We start from the raw sequence: 21,790 nt of genomic DNA, 5'->3' as shown, positions 1-21,790 counted from the left end.
CGCCCGCCCACCAGCCCTTTATCGCGGACCTTATCTACTCAGTAACAATTATGGAGACCTCGGCTGGGGGCTGTCATACTCGTCGGATTGCCAGGCATTTCACGCCCGCGGCCCTCTGCCGGCGAATAAAGCAGCAGGAAGTCTCATGAGTCTCTCGTTTCACGCGACGCCACCGAAAGGTGCGGCCGCCCCGGCCGCTGCCACGTGACCATGTTCGCCCGCCCGGCCAATTCGGTCGCGGCGGTCCCGGCCGGCCCGCCCGCTGCCCCGCCGAGCGCTGCGCCGGCCAAGCCCGGCAGGCGCCCACGCGGGTGGTCGCTGCAGAACTGGCCGGTGCGCTGGAAGGTCGTGGCGATCGCACTGGTGCCGCTGCTGTTGGCGACGACGTTCGGCGCCCTGCGCGTGCAGGGCGCGATGGCCACGTCGGACAGCCTGCGGGTGGCCGCGGCGAGGGCCGACGTGATACCGACGATCACCAAGTACATGTCGGCGCTCGAGGTGGCACTGCTGGCCACTTCCACCGGACGCGACGTGGAAGGGGCGAAGAAGAACTTCTCGGCCCGCAAGTACGAGCTGCAGACGCAGGTGGCCGACACCGATGTGACCGGCGACGTCCGGTCCGGGGTGAACACGCTGCTCAATGGAGGGCAGTCGCTGCTGGACAAGATGGTGGACAACAGCATCGGCCTGAAGGACCGGATCACCGCCTACGCGCCGCTGTTGCTGACCGCCGAGGACGCCATCACCGCCTCGCTGCACGTCGACAGCGAACCGATCCGCTCGCAGGTGCAGGGCCTGAGCCGGGCCGTCGGAGCCCGCGGGCAGATGACCATGCAGGAGATCCTGGTGACCCGCGGCGGCGACCTGCCCGAGCCGCAGTTGCGCACCGCGATGATCACCCTGGCCGGCACCGAGCCGTCGACCCTGTTCGGGATGAGCGAGGTGCTGGGCGCCGGCTCACCGGACGCCAAGAACCTGCAGCGGCAGCTGGTCGCGCGGATGGCGATCATGTCCGATCCGGACAGCGTGCTGGTCGACAACCCAGACCTGCTGCGCTCGATCCACACCACCCAGGTCATCGCCGAGCAGATCATCGACGACGCCACCGCAGCGGTGACGAAGTCGGTGCAGAACCTGGCGACGGACCGGCGCGACGCGGCCCTGCGCGACGCCGTGCTGGTGTTGGTTGCCATCGGGTTCGCCCTGGTGGTGGTGCTGCTGGTGGCGCGTGCACTGATCAAGCCGCTGCGGGTGCTGCGGGACGGCGCGTTGCAGGTCGCGCATACCGACTTGGAAGGCGAGATCGACCGGGTGCGGGCCGGCGGCGAGCCCAACCCGCAGCCGTTGGCGGTGTACACCACCGAGGAGATCGGCCAGGTCGCGCACGCCGTCGACGAACTGCACACCCAGGCCCTGCTGCTGGCCGGCGACGAGGCGCGCCTGCGGCTGCTGGTCAACGACATGTTCGAGACGATGTCGCGGCGCAGCCGGTCCCTGGTCGACCAGCAGCTGTCGCTGATCGACCGGCTGGAGCGCAACGAAGAGGACCCGGAGCGGCTGGACAACCTCTTCCGGCTGGATCACCTGGCGGCCCGGCTGCGCCGCAACAGCGCCAACCTGCTTGTCCTGGCCGGCGCCCAGATCGGCCGCGACCAGCGCGAACCGGTCCCACTGGCGACGGTGATCAACGCGGCGGTGTCGGAGGTCGAGGACTACCGGCGGGTCGAGATCGCGACGGTGGCCGACTGCACGGTGCTCGGCGGCGCGGCCGGGGGCATCATCCACCTGCTTGCCGAGGTCATCGACAACGCGCTGCGCTACTCGCCGCCGACCACCCCGGTCAAGGTTTCCGCCGTGCGCGGCAGCGAGGGCGGCGTGCTGCTCCGCATCGCCGACTCCGGCCTGGGCATGACCGAGTCCGACCGCCGGATGGCCAACATGCGGTTGCAGGCCGGCGGCGAGGTGACCCCGGAGAACGCGCGGCACATGGGCCTGTTCGTGGTGGGACGGTTGGCCGCACGGCACGGGTTGCGGGTCGGGCTGCGGGGCCCGGCCACCGGGGAAGCCGGCACCGGCACGACTGCCGAGGTCTACCTGCCGCCGGCGGTGCTGGTCGAGAGCCAGGGGCAGAACCCGCCGCCCGCCCCGCAGCGCCAGTTCTTCGCGGTGCGCCCCCCGGAGCCGGAGTCCACCGGGGCCGCGCTGCACGTCAGCCAGACCGGTACACCCGTGACATCGCTGCCCCGCCGCAGCCCCGGATCCAGCGGGATCACCGAAGCCCCGGGCGAGGGCCCCGCCCGGCCCGGCCCGGCCCAGCCCAAACGTCCGCTGCCGACGCCGTGGTGGGAGAAGGCACCCGCCCCGCAACCGGCACCGGCCGCGGAACCCGCGCGGTCCGATGCGGCCACAGCGTCGGACACCTCCGCCTTCTTCGCGCGGCGCCCGGCGGCCACGCCCGCGCCGCCCCCCAAGCAGCCGGAGCCGCCCGATCTCACACCGTCGGGTCCGCAGGACGACGACGTCATCTATCAGCGCATGCTGTCCGAGATCATGGGCGACCCGAAGGAACTGGTCCAAAGCCCCGACCTGGACTGGCAGACGGTGTGGGACCGCGGCTGGTCGGCGGCCGCCGAGGCGGAGGAAAAGCCGGTCGAATCCCGCACCGAACACGGGCTGCCGATGCGCACTCCCGGGGCGCGCCTGGTGCCCGGGGCCGCCGAGCCCGGCGAGCGGCCGTCCGCGCCGAACGGCGGCTTTCACGTCCGCGACCCCAATGCGGTTCGAGCCTCCATCGGTAGCCATTTCAGCGGCGTGCACTCCGGCCGGTCACACGCCCGCGACACCAGTCAGGAAGCCGAGCAATGACGGTCCAATCGTCGTACAGCCCACTGGACTGGCTGGTGTCGAAGTTCGTCCGCGAGGTGCCGGGTGTGGCGCATGCCTTGCTGGTCTCGGTCGACGGGCTGCCGGTCGCGGCCAGTGAGCACCTCCCGCGGGAACGCGCCGACCAGCTGGCCGCGGTGGCATCGGGACTGGCCAGCCTGGCCACCGGGGCCGCGCAGCTGTTCGAAGGCGGTCAGGTGCTGCAGTCGGTGGTTGAGATGCAGAACGGATTCCTGCTGCTGATGCGGGTCGGTGACGGCTCGCACCTGGCGACGCTGGCCATGCCGTCCTGCGATATCGGTCAGATCGGGTACGAGATGGCCATCCTTGTCGAACAGGTGGGCAACGTCGTGCAATCCTCCCGCCGCGCCGAAAGTGGGCCGCAATGGACCGACGCGAGCCGTCGGTAGCTGCCGGACAGCCGAGCCTGGTCCGCCCGTACACTCTGACGGCGGGGCGGACCGGCACCGACGTCGACCTGCCGTTGGAAGCTCCGGTGCAGACCCTGCAGGCGGGGCTGGCGCACCAATGGCCGGCTGAGGACGCGCGCGGCAGAATCCTGCAGTTGTGCACGACCAGCCCGTCGGTCGCCGAAATCTCGGCGCGGCTGGATTTGCCGGTCGGTGTTGCGCGCGTCCTGATCGGTGATCTGGTCACGGCCGGTTACCTTCGGGTGCACAGGACCTTGACCGACCGTTCGACCCGCGATGAGCGGCACGAGCTCATAGGAAGGACCCTGCGTGGCTTACGAGCACTCTGAGGGGGCTCCTGTGCCGCAGGACACCGCGTCGACCAAGATCGTCATCGCGGGGGGTTTCGGCGCCGGCAAGACCACCTTCGTGGGCGCAGTGTCGGAGATCATGCCGCTGCGGACCGAAGAGATGGTCACCGACGCCTCGGCCGGTGTCGACATGATCGAGGCCACCCCGGACAAACGCACCACCACCGTCGCGATGGATTTCGGGCGCATCACCCTGGCCGAGGATCTCGTTCTCTACCTGTTCGGCACTCCGGGCCAGCGCCGGTTCTGGTTCATGTGGGACGACCTGGTCCGCGGCGCGATCGGCGCGATCGTGCTGGTGGACGTGCGGCGGCTGCAGGACAGTTTCGCCGCCGTGGACTTCTTCGAGCACCGCCGGCTGCCCTTCGTGGTCGCGGTCAACGAGTTCGACGGCGCGCCCCGGTATCCGGTGAGCGAGGTGCGCAAGGCGCTGACGCTGCCCGACCACATCCCGGTGATCACCGTCGATGCCCGTAATCGTCGTTCGGCCCGCGATGCGCTGATCGCGGTGAGTGAATACGCGCTGGCCGGATTGGCGAGCAGCTGACCGTCCCGGCGAACTGGACCGACCGCGAATTCACCGGCGAAGATTTTCGCGACGAGGATTTCAGCCGGCTGCGCACCGAACGCGTGGTCTTCACCGAGTGCGATTTCAGCGGCGTGAACCTGGCCGAATCCCACCACCGCGGATCGGCGTTCCGCAACTGCATTTTCACTCGAACTACGTTGTGGCACAGCACTTTCGCACAGTGCAGCATGCTGGGCTCGGTGTTCGCCCAGTGCCGGATGCGGCCGGTGACGTTCGACGAGGTGGACTTCACCCTCGCGGTGCTCGGCGGTAACGACCTGCGCGGGGTGGACCTGAGCGGCTGCCGGCTGCGCGAGACCAGCCTGGTGGAGGCCGATCTGCGCAAAAGCGTGCTGCGCGGCGCGGATCTGCGCGGCGCCCGCACCACCGGAGCCCGGCTGGACGAGGCCGACCTGCGGGGCGCCAGCACGGACCCGGCGCTGTGGACGACTGCGGCGCTGACCGGGGCCCGCATCGACGTCCCGCAGGCGCTGGCTTTCGCGCTGGCGCACGGACTGCGGCTGGATGGGTGACGCTCTGCGGTGGCGGCGCTAGGAGACCAGCGTGGTGCCGGTGAACCGCAGGTCGACGTCGCCGATGGTGACCACATCGCCGTCGCGCAGGGTCGCCGACCCGACCCGGATGCCGTTGACGAAAGTCCCGTTGACGCTGCGGGCGTCCCAGATCTCGGTGCCCAGCTGCGTCGGCATCAGGAAGGCGTGGCGGCGCGACGTCAGCGAGTTGTTGACGACGATGTCGTTGTCGCTCGCGCGCCCGATCGTGGCCCAGCCCGCGGTCTCCTCGTTTCCCGGGTGCCTCGGTATCGGCACCGTCTGCAGCGGAGCCGTTGCCGCCGTCGGGTGGTCGTACCCCGCACAGCGTCCCAGCCCGCAGCTCAGCTCCGGTCCGTCGGGACCGCCGAGATGGATGCGCTGTCCGTCGTGAATCTCGATGACCCGGGCCCGTCGCCCCGCCACGAACGTGCCGCGGCGGGACTTCATGTCGACTGCCAGCCACCTGCCGTTGTCGCAGAGCAGGAACAGGTGCCCGGACGACACCAGGGGCGGGCGGAAGACGCGCACGTCGGCGCGCGGGTCACTGCCGATGACGACATCGTGATCTGCGCTGAAGGTGTGAACTGTCTCGTTGGCCCGGATCGAAAGCAAAGGCCCCATCGCCGCATTCATCCCGGTAACGGGTAGCCACTAGCGCCGGCCCCGAAACATTCAGCGCCGCAGCCTGATCCGCCACCAAACCGCGGCCGAATACAGCACGGACAGAGCGCCCAGCATCGCCATGTCGAACAACCAGGCCGGGCGGGAGTGCGTCCAGTGACTATCCTCGGGACTGATCGATCCCGGGACCAGTTCGCGCAGGTTGACCGTCGCAGCCGAGGCGCTGTAGCCCCAGCGGGCGGGCACCAGCCAGGACAGCTGATCCAGGAAGATCCGGTCGGTCACCGGCACCACGCCGCCGGCCAGCACCATCTGCAGCATCAGCGACACGACCAACAGCGGCATGATCTGCTCATTGGACCGGGCGACCGAAGACAGCAACAGCCCCAGGATTGCCGAGGCCACACACGTCGCGGCGATGCTGACGAACAGCTCGATATCGGGATTGCCCAGCAGCACCGCCCGTTGGGTCGGTGCACCCTTGCCGGCCAGGACGATGGCGGTGGCGACGGCGGCCTGCACGATGGCGAAGGCGCAGAACACGGTGACCTTGGCGCCGAGGTAGGCCCAGGTCGACAGGCCTACCGCCTGCTCCCGCCGGAAGATCGCGCGCTCGCCGATCAGGTCGCGGATGGTCAGCGCGGTCCCCATGAAGACCGCGGCGATGCTGAGCAGGTTCAGGATCTGTGCGGCCTCGTCAGGGGTGTTGCCGGCCGCATCGGCCAGCCGGAACCCGCGGTCGCCGGGGACGGTGAGCGACAGCGCCCCGAGGATGAACGGCAGCACCGCCAGGAAGACGAAATAGGCGCGGTCGGCGATGACGAGCCGCATCTGGCGGCGGGCGATCGTCGAGAACTGCCGTCGCGCACTGGTGTGGGACGGGGCGCCCAGGTCGGTGGGCGCCGCCTTGGCGGCGGCGGGTGTCCACGGGCGGTTCTTGGCCAGGAAGCGCCGGTTGGCTTCGTCGGGATCGGCACCCACTTTGGCGAAGATGTGCGCCCAGTTGGTGGTGCCCATGGCGGCACCGATCTCATCCGGCGGTCCCAGGTAGGCGGTCTTGCCGCCGGGCGCCATCAACAGCACCTGGTCACACACGTCGAGGTAGGTCAGCGAGTGCGTGACCACCAGGACCACCCGTCCGGCGTCGGCGAGCTGGCGCAGCATCGTCATGACCTGCAGGTCCAGCGCCGGGTCCAGGCCGGACGTCGGCTCGTCGAGGATCAGCAGTGACGGGCCGGTGAGCAGTTCGAGTGCCACCGAGGCACGCTTGCGCTGGCCGCCGGACAGCTGGTCGACCCTGCTGTCGGCGTGTGCGGTGAGCCCCAGTTCGTCCAGCACCTGGGCGATGACCCGCGCCCGGTCGGCCTTGGAGGTGTCCGGCGGCAACCGCAGTTCGGCGGCGTAACCCAGCGCCTGGTTGACGGTCAGCTGCCGGTGTACGACATCGTCCTGTGGGACCATGCCGATCCGGCTGCGCAGCGACGCGTACTCGGTGTGGATGTTGTGGCCCTCGAACGTGACCGTCCCGGAGTTCGGGCTGGTGGATCCGGCGATCAGCCTGGCCAGCGTGGTCTTGCCGGCACCGGAACCGCCGATGATGGCGGTCAACGTGCCGGGCCGCGCGGTCATCGAGACCTTCTGCAGCAGTGGCTTGCCGTCGATGCTGAAGCTGACCTCGTTGACCGCCAGGCCACCGGCATCGGTGGCGGCCTCGGAGCGCCGGACCAGGGTGCCGTTGGTGAAGGTGAGGTCGACGTTGCCGATGGTGACCACGTCGCCGTCGCTCAGCACCGCCGAGCCCACCCGGATGCCGTTGACGAAGGTTCCGTTGATGCTGTGGTTGTCGCGGATCTCGGTGCCGATCGCCGTGGGGGCCAGGTAGGCGTGGCGGCGCGAGGCCAGCACATCATTGACGAGGACGTCGCAGTCCACTGCCCGACCGATCCAGGCGGTGTCGCCGAGTGGCGCTGCCAGGTTGTCCGGCGCGCCGAGCACGTTGATGCCCCCGGTGGGGTACGGCGCCGCCGCCGTCACCGGGCCCACCCGGTTGGTCGGCACCAGATCCGGCGCCGGCCGGCGCGGTTGCGCGGCCGGAATCCGGTCCGTCTCGGGTACCGGCGCCACGGTGCCCTGGTGGTGAGCTACCGCGAAGGTGACCCGGGGACCGTCGGCCCGGGCCAGGTTGACCGTAAGGCCGTCGTGGATGTCGACCAGCGGCACCCGTTTGCCGGCTACGAAGATTCCGCTGGGCGAATTGTTGTCGATGGCGATCCAGTTGCCCTGTTCGAAGCGCAGCAACAGATGAGCCTGGCCCACCACCGGATGCGCGATGCGCAGGTCGGCGCCCAGGTCGCTGCCCACGATCACGTCACGACCGGGCGAGAAGGTGCGCTGAACCGGGCCGGCCCGCACGGTCAGCACGGGTTGCTGAGCTCGGGTCATCTGCTCACCCTAAGCATCAGCGCCGCTTCAGCCGGATCCTCCACCACACGATGCCGCTGTACACCACCGAAAGCACGGCCAGCATCGCCATGTCGAACAGCCATGCGCTGCTGGTGTGGGCCCAGTGGCTGTCCTCCGGGCTCAGGGAGCCGGGCACCAGCTCGCGCAGATTCACCGTGGCCGCCGATGCCGCGTAGCCCCATCGCGCGGGTATCGCCCAGGACAGCTGATCCAGGAAGATCCGATCGGTCACCGGGATCATCCCGCCGGCCAGCACCAGTTGCAGCATCAGCGACACCACCAGCAGCGGCATGATCTGCTCGTTGGACCGTGCGATCGACGAAAGCAGCAACCCGACGACCGCCGAGGCCACACAGGTCGCGGCGACGGTGGTGAACAGTTCGAAACTGGGATCTCCCAGCACCAGGGCCCGCTGCGTGGGAGCACCCTTGCCCAGGATCACGATGGCGGTGGTGATGGCGGCCTGCAGGACCGCGAACACGAAGAACACCGTGAGCTTGGCACCCAGGTAGGCCCAGGTGGAAAGGCCGACCGCCTGTTCCCGGTGGAAGATCGGGCGCTCGCCGATCAGGTCGCGGATGGTCAGCGCGGTGCCCATGAAGACGGCGGCGATGGAGAGCAGCGTCAGGATCTGGGCGGCTTCGTCCGGGGTGTTGCTGGTCGGCGAGGCCAGGTGGAACCCGCTGTTGCCCGGCACGGTCAAGGCCAGCCCACCCAGGATGAACGGCAGGATCGCCAGAAAGATGAAGTAGGCGCGGTCGTTGATCACCAGCCGCACCTGGCGACGGGTGATGGTGGAGTACTGACGACGCACGCTGGTATGCGCGGGGGCGCCCAGGTCGGCCGGTGCGGGTGCCTCGGAGGTCGGCGGCGGTTGCTTGTGCGCCAGGAAACGCCGATTCGCCTCGTCGGGGTCGGCGCCGACCTTGGCGAAGATGTGTGCCCAGTTGGTCGTGCCCATCACGTCGGCGATCTGATCCGGGGGACCCAGGTACGCCGTCTTGCCGCCGGGCGCCATCAGCAGCACCTGGTCGCAGACGTCGAGATAGGTCAGCGAGTGGGTGACCACCAGCACCACCCGGCCGGCGTCGGCGAGCTGGCGCAGCATGGTCATCACCTGCAGGTCCAGCGCGGGGTCCAGGCCCGAGGTGGGTTCGTCGAGGATCAGCAATGAGGGACCGGTGAGCAGTTCCAGTGCCACCGATGCCCGCTTGCGCTGGCCGCCGGAGAGGTTGTCGACCCGGGTGTCCGCGTGCTTGGTGAGGCCGAGTTCATCGAGGACCTGCGCCACCACCTGGTTGCGATCCTCTTTGCTGGTGTCCGGGGGCAGGCGCAGCTCGGCGGCATAGCTCAGGGCCTGGTTGACCGTGAGCTGGCGGTGTACAACGTCGTCCTGCGGGACCATGCCGATCCTGCTGCGCAGGGAGGCGTACTGCTTGTGAATGTCGTGACCCTCGAAGGTCACCACCCCGGAGCTGGGGGTGGTGTTCCCCGCGATCAGCCGCGACAAGGTGCTCTTTCCGGCGCCCGACCCGCCGATGATCGCGGTCAGCGTCCCGGGCCGCGCCGTCATCGACACGTTCTCCAGCAGCCGGTTGTTGTTGATCGTGAAGATGATGTCGCGGACCTCGAGGCCGCCCGTGCGGGTCGCGGCCTCGGTGCGCCGCACCAGCATGCCGCCGGCCAACGCCAGGTCCACGTTGCCGATGGTGACCACGTCACCCTCGGTCAAGATCGCCGATCCCACCCGCATGCCGTTGACGAATGTCCCGTTGATGCTGTTCAGGTCGCGGATTTCGACGCCGACCGGGGTGGGGGACAGTCGCGCGTGGTAGCGCGACGCGAGCACGTCGGCGACGACGATGTCGTTGTCGGACGCGCGGCCGATGCGCGCGGACGTGGTCGGGGCCGACGGTCCGGGTCCGACGCTCGGTACCCGGACGGTACCGGTCTGGAGCTGGGAGACGGTGTCGTCCTGGGCCGGCGGCGCGGGCGGTTGCAGACTGGGCTGCGCCGCCCGGGTGGGCGGCTGCAGGTTGGGCTGCGCCGCCTGGGTGGGCGGCTGTGGGCCGGGGCGGCGCGCGGCTCTGACGGCGTCGGGAGCAATGGTGGGAATGGCGGTGGTGCGCTGGACGGCGTCGGCCTCGGTCGGGGGCCGCGGCGCGGGCGACGGCTGCCGGCCCGGACGCGCGGGCGGGGCCAGCACCGGCAGGCGCTCGGTCGGCGGCAACACCCCCACGTTGCCGCGGTAGTGCCCCACCTCGAAGGTGATGCGCGGTCCGTCGGGTTGTCCCAGGTTGATGGTCTGGCCGTCGCGGATGTCAAGTGTCGGCACCCGCTTGCCGTTGACGAAGATGCCGCTTGGGGAGTTGTTGTCGATCGCGAGCCAGCGGCCCTGATCGAAGCGCAACAGCAGGTGCGCGCGAGAGATCAGTGGGTGGGCGACCCGGAGGTCGGCGCGCAGGTCGCTGCCCACGACGACATCCGGGCCGGCGGCAAACTCCCGGTGCGAACGGTCTGAGCGGACGGTCAACACCGGCGAGGTTGTATTCATCAGGACAGATTAAGTGCCTGATGCGCGAACTAGCGTCGCTTCAGGCGGATCTTCCACCAGACGATGCTGCTGTAGACGATGCACAGCACTGCCAGCATCGCCATGTCGAACAGCCAGGCGCTCTTGGTGTGGTTCCAGTGCTGGTCCTTGGGGTCGGTCGGCCCCGGGGTGAGGCGGTGGGTGTCGATGGTCGACGACGCCGCTGCGTAGCCCCAGCGGGCCGGGGTCGCCCACGACAACTGGTCCAGACCGGTCCGGTTGGTCACCCAGATCATGCCGCCGGAGAACACCAGCTGAGACATGATCGCGGTCACCAGCAGCGGCATGATCTGGTCCTGCGACTTGGCTATCGCCGACAACGCCATGCCGAGGATCGCCGACGCCACACACGTCGCGGCGACGGTGACGAACAGCTCCAGTCTGACGTCGCCGAGCAGTACCGCATCCGAGAGCGGCTTGCCCCAACCCACCACCGCGATCGTGGTCGCGATCAAGGCCTGCATGATCGCGAACGCGCAGAACACGACGATCTTGGCGGCCAGATACGCGCCGGTGGACAGGCCGACCGCCTGCTCCCGCTTGAAGATCGGACGTTCACCGACCAGGTCCCGGATGGTCAGCGCGGTACCCATGAACACCGCACCGACGTTGAGCATGACCAGGATCTGCCCCGGCTGGTTGGGTGCGCTGCTGAGCGGATCGGCCATGCCGAACCCGGTCTTGCCGCGAACGGTCAGTGTCAGCACGCCGATCAGGAACGGCAGCAGGGCGAGGAACACGGTATAGCCGCGGTCGGAGATCACCAGCCGGACCTGGCGCCGTGCGATCGTGGAGAACTGGCGGAACCCGTTGTTGTGCACGGGCTCACCGAGATCGGCGGCCGGACTGGTCTGCGCAGGGCGTTCCGGCTGCCGGTTGCCTTCCAGGAAGCGCCGGTTCGCCTCGTCGGGGTCGGCGCCGACCTTGGTGAAGATGTCGGCCCAGTTAGTGGTGCCCATCGCCGCGCCGATCTGATCGGGCGTACCTAGGAACGCGGTCTTGCCGCCGGGCGCCAGCAGCAGGATCTGGTCGCAGACGTCCAGATACGACACCGAGTGGGTCACCACCAGCACCACCCGGCCCGCATCCGCGAGCTGGCGCAGCATCATCATCACCTGCCGGTCCAGCGCCGGGTCCAGTCCCGAGGTCGGTTCGTCGAGGATCAGCAGCGATGGGCCGGTGAGCAGCTCCAGCGCCACCGAGGCCCGCTTGCGCTGCCCGCCGGACAGCTTGTCCACCCGGGTCTCGGCGTGCTTGGTCAGCTCGAGTTCCTCGAGGACTTGTGCCACCACCTGAGCGCGGTCGGCCTTGCTGGTGTCTGGGGGCAGGCGCAACTCGGCGGCGTAACCGAGCGCCTGGTTGACGGTCAGCTGGCGGTGCACCACATCGTCCTGGGGGACCATGCCGACCCGGCTGCGCAGCGAGGCGTACTCGGCGTGGATGTCGTGGCCTTCGAAGGTGACGTTGCCGGTGGTGGGACTGGTGTATCCGGCGATCAACCGGGACAGGGTGGACTTGCCGGCGCCGGAACCGCCGATGATCGCGGTCAGCGTTCCCGGTCGGGCGGTCAGCGAGATGTGGTCGAGCAGTTGCTTGCCGCCCTCGACGGTGAATGTCACCGAGTTCACTTCCAGGCCGCCGGTGCGTGAGGCCACCGCGGTGCGGCGAACCAGCGTGCCGCCGGTGAACACCAGGTCGACGTTGCCGATGGTGACCTGGTCGCCTTCGGTCAGGATCGCCGACCCGACCCGCACGCCGTTGACGAACGTCCCGTTGACGCTGTTGTTGTCGCGGATCTCGGCACCCAACGGCGTCAGGCTCAGGAACGCGTGGTGCCGCGAGGCGAGGACGTCCTGGATGACGATGTCGTTGTCGGTGGAGCGGCCGATGGTGACCGAGCCGGCGGGCTTCTCATGGGTGCCGGTGCCCAGCAGGGCCTGGAACATCTTGGTGGCGATGTTGCCCTGTTCCGGCGGCTTCGCGCCGGCCGGCGGACCCGGCGGACGGGGCGGCCGCCGCGGCGGCGCTTGCGGGATGTGCGACGACGACGGCGGGTGTGGTGGCGGCGGTCCGCTGGTGGGATAACCGGGTGGCGCCCACCCTGCCCCGCTGCTCGGGTACATCGGGGTGGGCGGCGGGGGAGGACCGGCGGGGTTGGGCCGTCCCGGCAGCGGACCCACCCAGGTGGCCTGGCGCCCGCTCGGCAGCGATGCCGGTGCAGGCCCGGGCGGACCGGGCGGGAAGAGCCCGGACGGCTGGGGAATGGGCAGTGACTCCGTCTGCGGCGGGCGCCCGGCCGGGCCGTGGTGCCGGCCGACCTCGAAGGTGAGCAGCGGCCCGTCGGGATTGCCGATGTTGACGGTCTGGCCGTCGTTGATGTCGACCACCGGCACGCGGCGACCATTGGCGTAAGTGCCGTTGAGGGAGTTGTTGTCGATGGCCAGCCAGCGCCCCTGATCGAAGCGCAGCAGCAGGTGGGCGCGCGAGATCAGTGGATGAGTTATGCGCATGTCGGCGCGCAGGTCCCGGCCGACGACCACATCGTGGCCCGCCGCGAAAGTGCGCTCCGACCCGTCGTACCGAACGGTCAGCGCGGGCGGGGCGGGTGGTGGCATCGAATCAACTTTAGCTCCTGGATCTACCCGGGCACGGGGCCGTGGTCCGGCGCTCCGGTAACCACGCAGTGGGTGCGGCTGTAGATCGTGGGCATACACAGATTGCAGTGCGTACACGCCGAGCGCACGCCGGCGCCGTCACGGGCGATCCGGTTGATCAGGTCCGGTTCGGCCAGCAGTGCCCGTCCCATCGCGACGAAATCGAAACCTTCGGCCATCGCCAGGTCCATCGTCTCCCGGTTGGTGATTCCGCCCAGCAGGATCAGCGGCAGCTTCAGCTCGGCGCGGAACAGCTTGGCCTCACGCAGCAGGTAGGCCTCGTGGTAGGGGTATTCGCGGAGGAACTTCTTGCCGGTCATGCGCATGCCCCAACGCAGCGGCGGCTTGAAGGCGCCGGCGAATTCTTTCAGCGGCGCATCCCCGCGGAACAGATACATCGGGTTGACCAGTGAGCTGCCCGCGGTGAGTTCGATCGCGTCCAACCCGCCGTCTTCTTCCAGCCAGCGCGCCGTGATCAACGACTCCTCGTTGGAGATGCCGCCGCGAACGCCGTCGGACATGTTGAGCTTGGCTGTTACCGCGATCTGGCGTGGCCCTTGATCGACGGCGCGGCGCACGGCCATCACCAGTCCACGGGCGACCTTGGCCCGGTTGGCCAGCGACCCGCCGAATTCGTCGGTGCGGCGGTTGATCAACGGTGACAGGAACGCACTGGCCAGGTAGTTGTGGCCCAGATGGATCTCGACCGCGTCGAAGCCTGCCTCGACCGCCAGCCGGGCCGCGCGGGCGTGATCGGCCAGCACGTCGTCGATGTCTTCGGCGCTGGCCTTTCTGGCGAACCGCATCCCGATCGGGTTGAAGAACCGCACCGGGGCCAGCGCGGTGGCCTGGTTGCTGCGGGCGTTGGCCACCGGACCGGCGTGTCCTATCTGGGCGCTCACCGCCGCCCCTTCGGCGTGGATCGCATCGGTGAGGCGCCGGAAACCCGGTACCGCCTCCGGACGCATCCAGATTCCGTTGCCTTCGGTGCGCCCGCCCTGGGAGACGGCGCAGTAGGCGACGGTGGTCATGCCGACCCCGCCGGCGGCGGGCTGGCGGTGGTATTCGATCAGGTCGTCGGTGACCAGGGCGTTCGGGGTGCGGGCTTCGAAGGTGGCGGACTTGATGGTGCGGTTTCGAAGGGTCAGCGGACCTAGTTTGGCCGGACTCAAGACGTCTGGGGCTGCAGACATATCGGCAGCCTAATCGTGGTCGCCACACCGGCGGCGGCGGGTGCAGCGGGGCGCGCACGGTCGCGCCGAGACTGCGCCCAGTGCGCCGAGTCTGCGAAGAGTGGGCGCACTTCGGCTGTCGGCCGCCGTGGATGCAGTGTCGGCGCCACCACCACAGCCCCGACGGGGTGATCGCCCTCATTCAGCCGTGCACCGGGCATGTCAAACTGTCTGGCGTGGGCGCAATCACCCTGGACGGCAAGGCCACCCGCGACGAGATCTTCGTCGACCTGACGCGGCGGGTCGCCGCGCTGACCGCGGCGGGCCGCACGCCCGGGCTGGGCACCATCCTGGTCGGAGACGATCCGGGATCGCAGGCCTACGTCCGTGGCAAGCACGCCGACTGCGCCAAGGTGGGTATCACCTCGATCCGCCGCGACCTGCCGGCCGACATCTCGACGGAAACCCTGAACGAGACCATCGACGAGCTCAACGCCAACCCCGAGTGCACCGGGTACATCGTTCAGCTGCCGCTGCCCAGGCATCTCGACGAGAACGCGGCGCTGGAGCGGGTCGACCCCGACAAGGACGCCGACGGCCTGCACCCGACCAACCTCGGTCGGCTGGTCCTGAACACCCCGGCGTCGCTGCCGTGCACCCCACGCGGCATCGTGCACCTGCTGCGGCGCTATGACGTGCCGATCGCCGGGGCCCACGTGGTGGTCATCGGACGCGGTGTGACGGTGGGCCGGCCGTTGGGACTGCTGCTCACCCGCCGCTCCGAGAACGCCACGGTAACGTTGTGCCACACCGCAACCCGCGATCTGGCCGGCCTGACCCGGCAGGCCGACATCATCGTGGCCGCGGTCGGCGTACCGCATATGCTCACCGCGGACATGGTGCGTCCGGGCGCCGCCGTCGTTGATGTCGGCGTCAGCAGGGTGGACGGCAAACTGGCCGGCGATGTCCACCCCGACGTGTGGGAGGTGGCCGGCCACGTGTCGCCCAATCCTGGCGGGGTGGGTCCACTGACCCGGGCGTTCCTGTTGACCAACGTCGTTGAGCTGGCCGAACAGCGGTGACTTTCCGATGACGGCCCGGGCCATGCTGGGGCGCGCGGTGCGCGCCCAATGGCCGATACTGCTCGTCGGGCTCATCTTCCTGGTCGCATTCGTGCTTGCGGGTGCCAACTTCTGGCGGCGCGGCTCGCTGCTGATCGGCATCGGTGTCGGCGTCGCGGCCGTGCTGCGGCTGGGCCTGCCCGACGAGCGCGCCGGTCTGCTGGTGGTGCGCAGCAGGGGGACCGACTTCCTGACCACGGCCTCGGTCGGCGCCGCGATGGTCTACGTGGCGTGGACCATCGACCCGCTGGGTACCGGTTAGCGGCGATCGCAAGCGCGGCGGAGCCGGGCGCTGGGGGCACCGCCCGCTTGCGGGGGACGGGTCGCCGCCATTGGGCTTAGGACCCTGGCATGCCCGGAATGCCGGCCAGTCCCGGAATGCTGCCCATTCCCGGGATCTGCTGCAGCGCGCCCGGCATTCTGCCGGCGGCGACGTCGGCCATCACCGACGGGCAGTACATCTGAATCGCGATGGTGGTGAACATGCCGGCCATCTCCGGCGACATGCCGCTCTGGCTGGCGAAGACCTTGGACGCGGCCGTGTTGAACGACCCGCCCGGCTGAGCCAGGATCGGGCAGACGGACTGGCCCAGGGCTTCGGCGTTGAGCGGGTCGCCGTAATTGATGCCGGCGTTGTTCAGTGCGGTGATGAACGCATCGTCGACGGGGCTGGCCTCGGCGGGCGCGGCGAACGCCGCGGCCGCGGTCAAGACACCCGCGGTGCCCGCCAGTAGCCGAACCGCCAGTGGTTGGTGACGCCATGGCTGCATATCAAGCTCCCTCGTGTTGGAGAGCACCCTGATACGGCACTCCAGCGACCTCTCGAACCCTGCTCCATGCCAGTCTCTTTCGGGACACGATGGCGTAAAGGTTTGGCACGTCCGGCGTTTTGTGACCGCGTCGACGCCGGCGGGCCCGATTGCGGACACGATCGCGTCACGCTGTGCCACGACACGTTACTGGACTGCCGCCTGCGGTGCCGCGGCGATTAACAATGCGGCTCATGATTTCTCGTCAGGCTTTTCTTCGCGGCGCCGCCGGAGCGCTGGCGGGGTCGGCACTGTTCGGAACATCGCGGCCATTGGCGTGGGCCGAGCCGACGGGCGCGTGGAGCAGCCTGGCCTCCTCCATCGGCGGCAAGGTGCTGCTGCCCGCGGACGGCGCCCCTTTCACCACCGCCAAGCAGGTCTTCAACTCGAACTACAACGCCGCGAACCCGGCGGCGGTCGTGGTGGTGACTTCGCCGGCCGACGTGCAGAAGGCGGTCGCATTCGCGGCCGCCAACAAACTCAAGGTCGCCCCCCGCGGCGGCGGACACTCCTACACCGGCGCGTCGAGCGCCAACGGCACCATGGTCCTGGACCTGCGCGGGCTGACCGGCGGCGTGACCGTCGACAGCGCCGGCGGCACAGTCACGGTGCCCGCCGCGACAGACCTGTATGCGGTGCATCAGGCGCTGGCCGGTGCGGGCCGGGCCATCCCCACCGGCAGTTGCCCCACCGTGGGGGCAGCCGGCTTGACGTTGGGCGGCGGGATGGGAGCCGATTCCCGGCACGCCGGGTTGACCTGCGATGCGCTGCGGTCCGCGACGGTGGTGTTGCCCAGCGGGGAGACGGTCACCGCGTCGGCCGAGGACCATCCCGACCTGTTCTGGGCGCTGCGCGGCGGGGGCGGCGGCAACTTCGGCGTGACCACCTCGTTGACGTTCTCGACCTTCCCGACCGCCGATTCCGACGTGGTGCGGGTGGATTTCGCGCCCTCGGCCGGGGTGCAGGTGCTCACCGGCTGGCAGACCTGGATTTCGGCCGCGGACCGCAACACGTGGGGGCTGGTGGATCTCTCGGTCAGCGGAGCCCAGGGCAACTGCCACGTGCTGGCGACCTGCCCGGCCGGTTCCGGCCAGGCGGTGGCCCAGGCGATCACGACCGCGGTGGGAGCGCAGCCGACCGCGACCGAGCACAAGACGATGACTCACATGGACCTGGTGATGTACCTGGCCGGCGGCAGTGCGACGAGTTCGCCACGCGGTTTCGTCGCCGGATCCGACGTGATCGGCACGATGAATGCGGCGGCCGCCCAGGCCATCGTCGCCGCGTTGGGGAAGTGGCCACCGGCCGGTGGGCGCGCGTCGGTGATCGTCGACACGCTCAGCGGGGCGATCGGCGATGTCGATCCCGCGGGGTCGGCGTTTCCGTGGCGGCGGCACGCCGCGGTCGCGCAGTGGTACGTCGAGACCGGCAGCGGGCAGACGTCGACGGCCAGCACCTGGGTGGCGACCGCGCACACGACGGTGCAACAGGTGTCGGCCGGTGGCTATGTCAACTACCTGGAGCCCAACACACCGGCGTCTCGGTACTTCGGTTCGAACCTGGCGCGGTTGACCGCGGTGCGTCAGCAGTACGATCCCAGCGGGCTGATGTATTCCGGGCTGTCATTCTGACGGCCTTGCCGGCCTCGACGGTCACGTGAGTACGTTGCCGGGCCGGACGGGACAGAGTGCCGGCGCCCAGAGCCGGTCAAGCCCGGCTACCGGTTGGGTCCGGCCAGCGTCACTATCTGCGACAGCGCCTGGCGGGCGGCGATCCGGCCGGCCTCGCGGGCCCGATCGATCTGGTGGTACTCCATCAACCCGACGTCGTAGGGGTTGGGCTTGATGACCACGTCGGCCTGTTCCAGCGCGGTGGCCGATGCCATCGCCCCGCTGATCGTCATGGTGCGCATCAGGGTGTCGACCATGCCGGGCACCCGGGGGGTGCGCCCGTGCTTCGCCCCGGACGCCGATCCGGGATTGCCGCCGCCGGAGGAGATGTTCACCGCCACCAGCGGACCCTCGTTCCCGGCCAGCGCGGCGACCGGCACATTGTCCAGCACACCACCGTCGACGTGCAGCGACCCGTTGTACACCATCGGTGCATACAGCACGGGCAGCCGCAGCGAGCAGGCCAGAACGTCGGCAAGCCGGCCGCTGCGGTGTACGACGGGTTGCCGCGCCAGCAGGTCGACGCTGACACAGCGGAACTCCTTGGGAAGTTCCTCCACCCGCTGCTCGCCGAAGGCTCCGCGCAGCGCGGCCATGGTGCGCCGCCCGCGGATCAACCCCTTGCTCGGCACGGTGTAGTCGCCATGGCTTCTGCGCACGAAGTACTCGTAGATGTGCGCGTCCACTCCGGCGGCGTCCAGTCCGGTGGCGGCCAGGGCGGCGATGATCGCGCCCATGCTGGTGCCGGCGAATCGGTCGACCGTGATTCCTGCCGCTTCCAGCTCTTCCAGCACGCCCAGGTGCGCCAGTGCCCGCGCACTGCCGCCGCTGAGAACCAGCCCGACGGACTGGCCGGCGACCCGCGACGTGAGGGGGCGCAAATCGTCCCGGCAACTCTTGGGTCGAACCACGTGTACCGACCGGGGCGCGATCAGTTCCTCCCATGCGCGTCGCTGCTCGCGGTCAGACGGTCCGGCCAGCACCAGGTCAGCGCCTTGAGCGCGCGCCGGCAGCGTATGCGCCGGCGGCGGTGAACCACCCGCAACCAGCACCACGCGATCGGCGACGCGCAGGCAGAACTCGCGCCACCGCGTCTCGTCGACCTTCGCCTGCAACACGACCCGGTCGGCATATTCCTCGGCGCGTGCCAACCCGTCGCGGTCGACACGTCCGGGAGCGACTACCCGCAGTCCATTCGACAGGTTGGCGCACAGGTGCGCGGCCACCGTCGCGACCGGCGCGTCCGGGTCGGCGCCGATGACGGTGACGACGGTCTCGGGTGTGGTGCGGTAAGTCGCACGCGGAGTCTGGTGCTCCCGTTGCGCCAGCACCCGGACAAGCGCCCCGAGGACGCGCACGTCGGCGATCTGGTCGAACTCTGCCTTGGTCAACCGGGTCAGAAGCGAATCGCGTGTCGCGCGAACCGACGCGAAGCGAGGTGTGCCAATCAGCAGGCCGCGCTCGCCGACCACCCCACCGCGGCCCAATTCGGCAACGACGCCGTCGTCGTCGAGCACCTGTAGGCGGCCTTCTTGCACCACGTAGAACGAGTCAGCCGCATCACCCGCGCGGAACAGGTACGAGCCGGCCGGCAGTTCGACCGGCGTGCCGCGGTGTCGCAGATGGGCCAAGGTGACGGCGTCCAGGCCCGCCGGGGCGGCGGCCGGCGGCCGGCCCCGGGTCGCCTGCACCGGCGCCTCGGGCCGCGGAGTCGGAGCTGCCGGTTCCGGTGTGTCGTCCTCTGACGAGGCTTTGGTCCGGCCCAGCAGGACCGCCCCGAGTGCGACCGCCAGAAAGCAGACCGCCGCCAGTACCCAGCCGCGCCGCAGCACCTCTTCGGCCGCGCCACGGGCGGGCGTGCCGATCAGGATCACCAGCATCGCGACGCCGATCACAGCGCCGACCTGGCGGATGGTGCCGGTCACCGCCGACGCGGTGGCGTAGCTGCCGCCGGCGACCAGGCCGGACAGTGCGGCGCTGCCCAGCAGCGGGAACGTGGCACCGACCCCGATTCCCTGCAGGAGTTGGCCGGGCAGCCAGGCGCCCAGAAAGTCAGGTGTGGAACCGACACGCTCGAGATACCACAGCAGGCTGCCGGCCCAGATCAGCGCGCCGATGCCGACGATGAGTCGATAGCCGTGCCGGTCGGCGACACGTCCGAGCACGGCTGCGACGATCGCGGCCACGAACGCAGCGGGAGCCACCGCAAGGCCCGCCTGCAGCAGCGTGTAGCCCCAGACGTAGTTGAGGAAAAGCACGTGGGTCAGCAGATAGGCGTAGAACCCGGCGGCGCAGATTGCGGTCAGTCCGGTGCCGACTGCGAAGGACCGGATGCGCAGCAACCCCGGGTCGATCAGCGGCGCCGAATGATGGCGCGAACTCAGCACGAACCCGGCCAGTGCGACGGCGGCAGCCGCGAACGCCCCGACAGTCGGTGCGCTGCCCCACCCCCAGTCCGGACCCTTGATCAGGCCGAGCGTCAACAGGCCCAGGGCCGCCGCCAGCAGCACGGCGCCACGGATGTCCGGCATCCGCCGCCGTCCGGCCGCACGGCTTTCCATCAGCAACCGGCGAGCTGCGAAAAAGGCCACAATTCCCATCGGAACGTTGACCAGGAACACCCAGCGCCAGTTGAACGCCCCGACCAGCGCACCGCCGATCGGGGGGCCCAGGCCCGCCGCGATGGCTCCCGCTGCGCCCCACAGCGCCACCCCGTGCGCGCGCCGGTGGAGTTCGAAACCCTCGACGACCAGGCCCAGCGACGCGGGCACCAGGATCGCCGCGCCGAAACCCTGCAACACCCGAAACGCGATGAGCTGGTCGACGGTGTCGGCCGCGGCGCACAGCGCCGAGGCAGCGGTGAACAACACCACCCCGTGCAGGAACATGCGTTTGCGCCCGAGCAGGTCGGCGAGCCGGCCCGCGGCTACCAGGAACGCGGCGAAGACGATGTTGTAGCCGTTGAGCACCCACGACATGTTGCCGATGTTGCTGTGGAAATGCCGCTGGATGTCGGGGAACGCGACGTTGACGATCGTCGAGTCCAGAAACGCCAGGAAGGCGCCGAATGCGGCTACCAGCAAGATGATTGACGACGACGGTTGGCGCCGCTTGGTCAAGGTGCGGCTCGGATCGGGCCGTGGCGCGACAGCGGGTGGGGCGGGGGCGGTGTGGACGGAAATGTCTGGCTCCAGATCGTATTGCTATACTAATGTTTCTTACGTATATAATCTGGAAATGTAGCCGATTTCCGTTCGAAACGCTCGCCGGCCTTGCGTGACGATCGTCACTGGTGCGCTGCCGCACTTCTGTCATTGGTGCGCTGCCGCACTTCTGTCATTGGTGCGCTGCCGCACTTCGTCTACCCGGCAGCTGTTCAGTCCTGCCTGGACCCCGAAAGAGAGATCAGATGAACGCTGCGAGGCCCCACGTGGTCATTGCCGGTGCCGGGATCGCCGGTATGGCCGCGGCCATGACGCTGGCCGAAGCGGGAGCACGAATCACGTTGTGCGACGCGGCCCCTGAAGGCGGGGGAAAGGCCAAGAGCCTGCGCGACGCAGACGGTCAGCCGATCGAGCACAGCCTGCGCATTTACCTGGACTACTACCAGACCCTGCTGACGTTGTTCTCCCGCATTCCCACCGAGAACGGCAAGACCGTGCTCGACAATCTGGTCGGCGTGAACCCCGTTCGGGTCACCGAACAAGGTGTGATCGGCCGACCGGCCCCCCCGGTCGCGCTGCAACGCCGGCGCCGCACACCCGCGCGCATTCTCGGTGCGGTATGCCAACCGGTAGGGCAACTCGCCCGGATCGTGTTGCGCAGCGCACTCGTCGTGATCGGCCTGGCACGAATAGGAGTGCCGCCTTCGGACTCCATGTACTACCTGCGTGCCCATCTG

Annotated in this window: 16 protein-coding genes; 9 read left to right on the top strand and 7 right to left on the bottom strand. The window is 69.3% G+C overall.

The features are described from left to right. The first annotated feature begins 204 nt into the window (after window positions 1–204). From AC5Y7D_RS27775 to AC5Y7D_RS27755, 5 genes are read left to right on the top strand one after another with little or no spacing between them, the layout of a single operon-like run. The gene (locus tag AC5Y7D_RS27775; RefSeq protein ID WP_499929160.1) at window positions 205–2,865 is read left to right on the top strand and encodes a HAMP domain-containing sensor histidine kinase; all 2,661 of its coding nucleotides are present in this window, start codon (window positions 205–207) and stop codon (window positions 2,863–2,865) included. Continuing rightward, window positions 2,862–3,293 carry a roadblock/LC7 domain-containing protein gene (locus AC5Y7D_RS27770; RefSeq protein WP_499929158.1) on the top strand — a complete coding sequence of 144 codons (432 nt, stop codon included), beginning with the start codon at window positions 2,862–2,864 and terminating at the stop codon, window positions 3,291–3,293. Before AC5Y7D_RS27775 ends, AC5Y7D_RS27770 begins: the two co-directional genes overlap by 4 nt. After that, window positions 3,269–3,643: a DUF742 domain-containing protein gene (locus AC5Y7D_RS27765; RefSeq protein ID WP_499929156.1), complete on the top strand. Its 375-nt coding sequence runs from the start codon at window positions 3,269–3,271 to the stop codon at window positions 3,641–3,643. The genes AC5Y7D_RS27770 and AC5Y7D_RS27765 overlap by 25 nt, the downstream gene beginning before the upstream one ends. Beyond that, the gene (locus AC5Y7D_RS27760; protein ID WP_499929154.1) at window positions 3,624–4,211 is read left to right on the top strand and encodes a GTP-binding protein; all 588 of its coding nucleotides are present in this window, start codon (window positions 3,624–3,626) and stop codon (window positions 4,209–4,211) included. Before AC5Y7D_RS27765 ends, AC5Y7D_RS27760 begins: the two co-directional genes overlap by 20 nt. Then, window positions 4,208–4,765 (top strand): pentapeptide repeat-containing protein, encoded by a 558-nt coding sequence (locus AC5Y7D_RS27755; protein ID WP_499929177.1) that lies wholly within the window; start codon window positions 4,208–4,210, stop codon window positions 4,763–4,765. Before AC5Y7D_RS27760 ends, AC5Y7D_RS27755 begins: the two co-directional genes overlap by 4 nt. A gap of 18 nt (window positions 4,766–4,783) precedes the next feature. Here the strand turns inward: AC5Y7D_RS27755 and AC5Y7D_RS27750 are convergent, their stop codons facing one another. From AC5Y7D_RS27750 to AC5Y7D_RS27730, 5 genes are read right to left on the bottom strand one after another with little or no spacing between them, the layout of a single operon-like run. Beyond that, window positions 4,784–5,407, bottom strand: coding sequence for an FHA domain-containing protein (locus AC5Y7D_RS27750; protein ID WP_499929153.1), 624 nt, complete (start codon window positions 5,405–5,407; stop codon window positions 4,784–4,786). A gap of 51 nt (window positions 5,408–5,458) precedes the next feature. Continuing rightward, the gene (locus AC5Y7D_RS27745) at window positions 5,459–7,849 is read right to left on the bottom strand and encodes an ATP-binding cassette domain-containing protein (RefSeq protein ID WP_499929152.1); all 2,391 of its coding nucleotides are present in this window, start codon (window positions 7,847–7,849) and stop codon (window positions 5,459–5,461) included. A 16-nt stretch (window positions 7,850–7,865) separates the two neighbouring features. Next, complete coding sequence (locus AC5Y7D_RS27740; protein WP_499929150.1) at window positions 7,866–10,424, bottom strand: ATP-binding cassette domain-containing protein; 2,559 nt, start codon at window positions 10,422–10,424, stop codon at window positions 7,866–7,868. Between the two features lie 29 nt (window positions 10,425–10,453). Beyond that, window positions 10,454–13,078: an FHA domain-containing protein gene (locus AC5Y7D_RS27735; protein WP_499929148.1), complete on the bottom strand. Its 2,625-nt coding sequence runs from the start codon at window positions 13,076–13,078 to the stop codon at window positions 10,454–10,456. A 23-nt stretch (window positions 13,079–13,101) separates the two neighbouring features. Further along, the gene (locus tag AC5Y7D_RS27730) at window positions 13,102–14,310 is read right to left on the bottom strand and encodes an NADH:flavin oxidoreductase (protein ID WP_499929147.1); all 1,209 of its coding nucleotides are present in this window, start codon (window positions 14,308–14,310) and stop codon (window positions 13,102–13,104) included. Window positions 14,311–14,525: 215 nt separating this feature from the next. Between AC5Y7D_RS27730 and AC5Y7D_RS27725 the strand changes: the two genes are divergently transcribed. Both AC5Y7D_RS27725 and AC5Y7D_RS27720 read left to right on the top strand, forming a co-directional pair. Then, complete coding sequence (locus AC5Y7D_RS27725; protein WP_499929145.1) at window positions 14,526–15,371, top strand: bifunctional methylenetetrahydrofolate dehydrogenase/methenyltetrahydrofolate cyclohydrolase; 846 nt, start codon at window positions 14,526–14,528, stop codon at window positions 15,369–15,371. Window positions 15,372–15,378: 7 nt separating this feature from the next. After that, window positions 15,379–15,672 (top strand): DUF3017 domain-containing protein, encoded by a 294-nt coding sequence (locus tag AC5Y7D_RS27720; protein ID WP_499929143.1) that lies wholly within the window; start codon window positions 15,379–15,381, stop codon window positions 15,670–15,672. A 76-nt stretch (window positions 15,673–15,748) separates the two neighbouring features. Here AC5Y7D_RS27720 and AC5Y7D_RS27715 read toward each other — a convergent pair whose 3' ends face one another. After that, window positions 15,749–16,180, bottom strand: a complete 432-nt coding sequence (locus AC5Y7D_RS27715) for a DUF732 domain-containing protein (RefSeq protein WP_499929141.1) — start codon at window positions 16,178–16,180, stop codon at window positions 15,749–15,751. 224 nt (window positions 16,181–16,404) lie between these two features. Between AC5Y7D_RS27715 and AC5Y7D_RS27710 the strand changes: the two genes are divergently transcribed. Continuing rightward, complete coding sequence (locus tag AC5Y7D_RS27710; RefSeq protein WP_499929139.1) at window positions 16,405–17,850, top strand: FAD-dependent oxidoreductase; 1,446 nt, start codon at window positions 16,405–16,407, stop codon at window positions 17,848–17,850. Between the two features lie 86 nt (window positions 17,851–17,936). On the opposite strand, the gene AC5Y7D_RS27705 is transcribed toward AC5Y7D_RS27710, so the two are convergent. Continuing rightward, window positions 17,937–21,008, bottom strand: a complete 3,072-nt coding sequence (locus tag AC5Y7D_RS27705) for an MFS transporter (RefSeq protein WP_499929137.1) — start codon at window positions 21,006–21,008, stop codon at window positions 17,937–17,939. Window positions 21,009–21,298: 290 nt separating this feature from the next. On the opposite strand from AC5Y7D_RS27705, the gene AC5Y7D_RS27700 reads away from it, so the two are divergent. Next, window positions 21,299–21,790 (top strand): NAD(P)-binding protein (locus AC5Y7D_RS27700; protein ID WP_499929135.1); only part of this gene is annotated, 492 nt, incomplete at its 3' end.

It is taken from the genome of Mycobacterium sp. NGS49, assembly GCF_059812565.1.
The sequence above is the reverse complement of the archived record's forward strand: the minus strand, read 5'-3'. Positions and strand labels throughout refer to the sequence as shown.